The organism is Bartonella sp. AA18HLJMS, assembly GCF_042197245.1.
Taxonomy (GTDB): Bacteria; Pseudomonadota; Alphaproteobacteria; order Rhizobiales; family Rhizobiaceae; genus Bartonella.
Genome location: NZ_JBHIRP010000016.1, coordinates 20,228 through 28,004, shown reverse-complemented (window position 1 = coordinate 28,004; position 7,777 = coordinate 20,228). Strand labels below are relative to the sequence as shown.

At 37.1% G+C, this 7,777-nt stretch carries 3 protein-coding genes and 1 pseudogene; all 4 read right to left on the bottom strand.

The annotated features are described in order from the left end of the window. On the bottom strand, nucleotides 1-2,323 hold a 2,323-nt coding region (locus ACFINW_RS08160; RefSeq protein ID WP_375674108.1), incomplete at its 3' end, for an autotransporter outer membrane beta-barrel domain-containing protein. 170 nt (nucleotides 2,324-2,493) lie between these two features. Then, a pseudogene (locus ACFINW_RS08155) lies at nucleotides 2,494-3,220 on the bottom strand (autotransporter outer membrane beta-barrel domain-containing protein); the annotation flags it as partial. 28 nt (nucleotides 3,221-3,248) lie between these two features. Then, nucleotides 3,249-3,377 carry a hypothetical protein gene (locus ACFINW_RS08150; RefSeq protein ID WP_375674110.1) on the bottom strand — a complete coding sequence of 43 codons (129 nt, stop codon included), beginning with the start codon at nucleotides 3,375-3,377 and terminating at the stop codon, nucleotides 3,249-3,251. Nucleotides 3,378-3,908: 531 nt separating this feature from the next. Then, nucleotides 3,909-7,379 carry an autotransporter outer membrane beta-barrel domain-containing protein gene (locus tag ACFINW_RS08145; RefSeq protein ID WP_375674106.1) on the bottom strand — a complete coding sequence of 1,157 codons (3,471 nt, stop codon included), beginning with the start codon at nucleotides 7,377-7,379 and terminating at the stop codon, nucleotides 3,909-3,911. Nucleotides 7,380-7,777: the final 398 nt, after the last annotated feature.

The window sequence follows — 7,777 nt, the reverse complement described above, 5'->3', positions numbered from 1 at the left end:
GCGGTATAGAGAGATTAGATGAAGGATCTAAAGGTTCAGAGGACTGAGAAGGCTTTGGTTCAACAGGGACAGAAGGAGGAGAAACAGAATCTGTAGATGAAGGTGATACCGGAACAGAGGGCTTAGATGGCATAACCTCATCCGTAGAAGTCTCAACTGGAACAAATGGTGCAGGCATAGGCACAGCAGAAGGATTTTCTGGAACTGTTGGTACTGAGGGAGACGGAACTGGTGCAGAAGGAGTCAGCGTCGAATCCGTAGGGATAAATGTTTCAGACGGTTCAGATCCCTCAGGCAAAGAAGGTGTAGATGGTATAAGTGGAGGCTCAACAGAAGGGGGTTGTTCAGGTGAAATAGTCTCTGTTGGTCGTTTAGAAGGAACCGTCTCTTCTTCAGATTGAGGAGGTAAAACTGTAGACGTTGGCTTAGAAGCAGTTTCAGAAGAATCTAATTCAGGACCAATGTAAACACTTTCGAGACGAAAATCCCAAAAATCCCCTTCTCCAACAACCAATCTATTCTTTGGATCTGCATTTCCAGAAGAAGAACTTGGACCATAGACACGAAGTTTATATTGATAAGGAAATCCATTCACCGTAGTATAACTATTGGCTAACTTAAAAGAACTTTCCTCTGCTGTCCCAGCAACTTGAACAAGTGAAATACTTTGACTTCCTTTATTGCCAGCTTCTCCTTCTAAGGTTTTGGAAAATTTCTCCATCATGAGCAGTGTACTTCCCAAAACATTCCCGTAGATCAAAATACGATCAGTTTTTTGAGGATTAAACGAGCCGTCATTATTCACAAACGCACTCATCTTAATCTGCACATTTCCCTTTGCATTATAGGCTTCTTTATCATACTGTATCCCCTCTATTGGATTTATGTCATTTAGATTACTTCCTTTCTCAATATATACTTTTCCAATATATAGCGTTTGATAATCTTGAGATATAAATTTATCAAAAAAAATTGTGCTATCAGAAATGCTTATAGACGAAAGTAATGAATCTACAGGAAGAGATTCCTGCAAATCTGTATGTTTCCTTTTGGTGAGATACCATGCAGAGCCATTTGTTAATTCTAAGTGAACAGTTGATGCATCCTCAACACGAATACCCCCTGTAAGGGTAGAATCCTTTGCTTTCACCAATAGAGAAGAATTATTTTGAGCCTTTAACAATAAATCACCAGAGATCTTTGTCCTTTCTGTTAATTCAATAGTAGCTTCAGCTCCATAAATATCATCCCCCGTACTATAAATGGCAATACCATCAGGAACTGAAAAAGCTGTCTGTGACAAATGCAAAGATGCTTCACCCCAAACAATTTTTTCTACTTTTGAAAGTTTTTCACTCCCTACCTTAAACATATCACCCCATACATCTGGACCTAATCCATAAAAATACAGACCGTATACTCCCTCACCCTGAACAGAAATATTGTTTTTTTCTATCTTAATACTTGTCTTTTTAAACTCATTTGATGAAGCGTATTCTTGAACCAATTTACCTTCAGCATCTGCATAACCTGCAAAATTCGTAATCAAGAAGCCATGCATATCAGTGAGCTGAATAGAATCACCACGCAAATGAACATCACCACCCTGTGATATGTCAAAAGCTCTTGGAAATTCATCAATAGTTTCATTATCAACTACAATCGTATGTTTCTTACCTTTTCCCTGAATATTGGTTGTATCAATAAGATATTTTCCCCCAAATTGTGTTGAAAACGCACCAATCTCATGAAAAGTAATAGTACTGCCTGACATCCTAACGAATGCATCAGAACTACTCACAAATCCAATCCCTTTTGCATTCAAATTATCTGATACAATATCAATATTTACGCTCACTAAAGCAATATCGGTTTTTTTTCCTTCTGCACATACAGCTTGCAAACTACCTTCAATCTTCCCTCTATTCATCACAACTTGCCCGTTCTGAACACGAAAACCGGACATATCCTTAATATTTGAATTGGTTAGAACAAGCTTGCCATCATCTTTTACAGATGCACTATATAAAAATGACTGCTTTGGCCTATGCGAGATAATATTTGTCTCTAATAAATTTAAAACAGTTCCCTCTTTTTCTATAGAGAAGACAGCAATAAAATCATCTAGAGAAGAGACAGAAGGAGTATAATTTTTATTACTTATCGTATGTTTTTTACTATCGCTATATGTAAAAAAACTCCCTGATACATTACAGGAAGTTCCTAAATTATTAGGATTCGCATTAACACTCACGATTGGCAAAAAAGAAACAATAGCCGTTGTAATAAATAAAAATCTATACCCGCTTAATACATTAACCATAACTTTATTCCCAATTTGCCTTTCTCCCCTGTTAGTTAAAAATAAAAAACATTCCCCATAACATTAAGTTAAACACACTAAAAATAGCAATTATAAAACTTAAATAATCACTTTATACTTCAAAAACACTCTATAACTTATGTAAAAATTACTCTATATTTCATAGGCACCTAAAAACGATAGTATAAACCGCCTGAAAAAATAATCCCTGAAAAACCACCTTTTCTAAGGCAATGCTGATAAGTTACATCTCCATGCAAAGCAGAGTTTGAAGACAACTGAGCCTTCAATCCCATTCCAGTTTCTAGAGAAGAGCCAAAAGCGCTTATTGGAATTCATCTCCAAACCGCACACGTTGTTTTCCTCTAAAACTAATGGCAAGCTGAAGCTTGCAATTGAAAGAAACAACAAGAGCCTCTTCAGAAGCAGCAAGCATCTTTCTTAAAGACCACCAACACGCATCACCCATAAATCAAGTTTTCCCATCTCAATATCAAAACCATCAATATCAGACGCCTTATCAAACCGCACATTTTGATAAATAACCTAAACCTGCGGATCAAAAATAACCCCTTTATGCCCTGTCATAAATGACTTGCCCGCAATCAATGAAGCACTCAAAGGTGTTTCCTTCAATGTTGCTGTCTTGCCTCTTGCTTGCGTGAGAACATCCCCTTTAAATAAACCATAGGAAAAAAGGACATCTATATAAAAGCCTGTATCATGCTGCATGCTGCCATATACTGTAATAGACCATTTATCAAATGTACTTTTTTGCTTTCTTTAACATCTTGAAGTTGTAGAGAGTTTTTTTCCATTATTCTTCATTATTCCAGAGCTCAAAGTGTGATGTGTATCCTCAATCGCATTGAGCAAGACACTTGCCTCTATACCATGAACATCAGAAACCTGAATCTTACCTTCATCAAAGGAAAGAACCACCCTGCTTCACACCAAACACAGATTGAGATAACGTAGCATTTCTACCACTTTTCTTTTTGCCATTTCCTGTAATAGAACTCTTTTTAAAAGAAGTTTTATTATCTTTTGACACAACCACTGCTGATGTAATCTTCTCAGATCTCTTTAATTCTAAAATTCCATCAGTTCCTGAAAGCCTTTTTCCCCTTTACTTTTTTGCGGCTTAATAACTATGTTATGAGTTCGTATTGTAAAAATAACACCTGTAGTCCTCCTATCCAATCCACTCATATATAACTTATTACGACTTCCAAAAGTACGAGAAGCATCAACTGTATCACACGAATGCGACTTAAAAAGAGAATTACACGAGGGGTTATAATCTTCTGCACTCACATCTATATTGTGCACGAAGAAAGAAATAGAGGTCGTAAGAGAACACACACACATAGCGTTTTAGTACTTTAATCATAATTTAGTCTAAACTTCCTTTATTTTATTCATAAAAAACTGAAAAGACACACCTAGTTCATCTACTTATTATGTGCCGTTACATATAATTTGTTTTGTATTATATGTAAAGTCAAAAATCAGAAAAACGACACAACAAAACCGTGTTTTGTGCTTATGTCTTTCACAAAGGATGTATTAAAGAAAAATACAATTAAAAATGATAACTTAATCCACCAGAAAAATGCGTTCCGGAAAAGCCGTCACTCGTAAATTTATGCTGATAAATCAGATCGCTATGAAAAATAATTTTGGGAGATAATTGCGAAAAAACACCAAATCCAGCTTCTAAAGAAGTCCCAAAGGAACCAAGCTGGAAGGCATCTTTAAAATATACAAATTGTTTATCATCAAAACTACGAATGAAATGAAGCTTACCATAGAATGAGAGAACATGTGCATCTTTATCTTTAGTAAATGTAAGTGTCTTCGTTAAATACCCACCAATACGCATCCCCCAATGATCTGGACTTCGCATATCAATATTAAAATTATCAATATCACGAGTCTTATGAAACTGGAGATTTTGATAAACAAACTGAACCTGTGGTTCAAAAATAAAATATCGGCTGCCTATCATAAACGTTTTACCAGCAATTAAAGAAACACTTAGGGGCTTCCCTCTCAATGCAGCCGTTTTACCTCGCTCAAGTGTGAGAACATTTCCATTAAACAAACCATAAGAGAAGAGACCATCCATATAGAGACCCGTATCATGCTGCATGCTTCCATATGCTGTTATTGTCCATTTATCAAATATACTTTCTTGACTTTGTTTAACCTTTCGAGGCTGCAAAGAAAGCTTGCCATAATTTCCCATAATCCCAAAAGATGTCGTACTGTATGCACTTTCGATTTTCTTGAGTAAAATACCTGCCTCTAGTGCATTATAATCAAGCTCACCGCCATAATCACCATATTTAAATGCAGACAAATTTGAAGTATAATGATGATGTCCACCGTAACCGCGCAAAAACAAAGCGGGATTTTCATCATTTTTCAACAACCGACCAGGAACAGTTCGCAGCGCTTGCAACTGCTTGCTTTGATTACTGATATCCATCAATCCAGCATAAAATAAGGTATTTGGCACAAGAATATAAGTCAAAACCTGTGGAACAACGACTCTCACATTTGGCTCAAAATGAGAAGAAGGCTCAAAAACAGATGCCGGAACAGAAGAACCAGACGCAGGTGGAGTAACAACAAAAGGAGTGGGTGAAACAGATGGCGGAACAAGTGAACCAGATGCAACTGGGGAAACAACAGAAGGAGTGGGTGAAACATGCGGCGGAACAAGTGAACCAGATGCAACTGGGGAAACAACAGAAGGAGTGGATGAAACAGATGACGGAACAGGTGAACCAGATGCAACTGGGGAAACAACAGAAGGAGTAGGTGAAACATGCGGCGGAACAAGTGAACCAGATGCAACTGGGGAAACAACAGAAGGAGTGGATGAAACAGATGACGGAACAGGTGAACCAGATGCAACTGGGGAAACAACAGAAGGAGTGGATGAAACAGATGACGGAACAGGTGAACCAGATGCAACTGGGGAAACAACAGAAGGAGTGGGTGAAACATGCGGCGGAACAGGTGAACCAGATGCAGGTGGAGAAACTGGATTAGATTCAGCAATAGCGGGAACAACAGGTGCAAGAGAGGAAAGAGGATTGGGGATCTCAAGTACAAAAACATCAGATACATTAGGTGTGGTCGTAAGATGGGAATCCCTATCAGGAGAATCTACAGGAGAAGAAAGACTTGGCTCCTGAGACTTTTGCTGAGAGTTAGAATCAATAGAACCATCCTCACCTCCAGTAATATTAGGATGAATTTTAGAAAAAGAAGGAATATCATCAGAAGAAGGGGGGACAACCAAATCAAGAACAGGAAAAACTTTAGTGGAATCAACAAATTGACTTTCAAGTCGGAAATCCCAAAATGTTCCAGAGTTTTTAAGCACTCTTTGATTGGAATCTGCCGCCCCTAAAGAAGAGCCTGGACCATAACTCTTAAGATGATACTGATAGGGGGAGGCTTCAAGTGTGACATACCCCCCCTTTAACTGAAAAGAATCTTCCATGGCTTTTCCATAAACCTGAATAATGGAAATCCCCTGATTATTACCACCATCTCCCGTCAATGCCCCTGGACTTCCAGGAATCTTATAAACATGAACTGTTGTTTTTCCTTCAAGATCACCATTGATTAAAAGCCGGTCAGTTTTTTGCTCTTGCAGAGCTCCGCCTTTATCCAAATATGCATTAAGATAAAGATTCACATCACCGTGCGCTTTATAGACAGTCCCAAATCCTTTTCCAATGAGAAGTGTCTGATAACCATTTGTTTTTTTAGATTTTAATTCTTCAAAAACAAGAGAACTATCCGTAAGATTAACCGATGAAATAGAAGAATAATCTTTTAACCTAGAACCAGAAGCATCAGAATTTTGCAATTTGTCATATTTTGGTCGCGATAAAATCCACTTTGAACCATTTTTTAAATCTATCTTAGCTGTAGAACTTTCATCAACATGTGCGCCTCCTACAAGGGTAGAAGCATCAGCCTCAATCTTTACATTAGAACGCTCAACAGCTTTCAGGAGTGAATCTCCAGAAATTTTTGAATGTTGTGAGAGTTTAACAGAACTTTCGAATTCACGACTATAAATAGCCGTACTTTCTGGAGCCATAAAAGTTGTCTTTGTCACATGGACAGTCCCTTTTCCAGGTATAATTGTTTTTTTATCATTTAAGACAGCTTCCCAAAAAAAGTGCATACCATTAAATCCATTCCCTCTCACAAAAACATTGGAATATTTTATATGAGCAGCATTATGGTTATTCCCCTGCACTACAATGCCATGAACATTGTCGACATTAACGTTTCCCTTCTGGAAATTAAGAGAGCCTTTCCCCTGAAGCATACTAAAAGCAGAACCTTCACGATGATTATCTGTATTTGTTCCCTGTTTCCCCCTCCCAGTAATAGAAACGCCCTCTAAATTAATTTCTCCATCTCCTCCTGTTTGAACACCAATACCATCAGCAAAATCAATTTTTCCTCCTTTCATATAAATTTTTGCACCATTATGACTCAAAAGACCTATCGCATCAGAAGATGTCTTAATCTCTGTCTTGGTCAAAGAAACAAACGACCCTTTACCCCCAACACTGATCCCCATTCTGGTTGCTTTAATCACCCCATCCTGCATTTCAAAAGCTCCCTCATCATTAATATCGGCCCCTATCGACACGTTATTTAACATGGAATCAAATAGAGCAACGCCTCCCCCATTTGAGGACTTTACAGCTGTTGTCCAAGCGTTTGTTTCTGAATGTCCATGTGCATTCGAAATACCGTTAATGATTATAGCCTCTCCCTCAATGACTGTATTTTTCCCTGATGCCTCTATGGCAGCATCAGAACTTTCACCCGTAAGTTGATAAGTTTTCTTGGTAATTTCATGCGTTTTACCATCATTACAGCGATAAAATGAGGCACTTTCGTTACATGAATATGGCTTCTTCTCAGAAGAAATCTCACCTGCATCAGTATTGTATACAAAGAAAAAAATAACCGTTGTAAAATGATATAAAGAGAGATGATTTTTAAACATAATTTTCTACAAACTTTCTTCCCCTTCTCTAAAAACAAAAAACACGCGTTCTGTTTAATAACTTTGGTTACGCGTGATAATTTAAAATACGTTTTGTATTTTATATATCCACCCTATGTTTTATGTAAAGCCAGAATCCCAAAATATCACAATTTAAAATTGTATTATTTATAAAAACGCGTAAAAATATAGATAGAAATAAAAATTCCACCCCAAAGCAGTGATTTCAAGAGAATTTAATAAAAATAAACTCAAAGAAGAAAAACAGCATAAGAAGCAAAAACTGCAAACCAGAAAGCCTTATCTCGTTTCTAAAAAGAAACAAACTAGCTCATGCAAAAAAACATTTTTTTAAAAAACTTATTTAAAAAGTTGCAAACAAATAATAAAAAACCACA

Bases quoted from the DNA above. Each gene is read 5' to 3' on its own strand.
- ACFINW_RS08145 (WP_375674106.1), bottom strand. From the start codon at position 7,379: ATGTTTAAAAATCATCTCTCTTTATATCATTTTACAACGGTTATTTTT.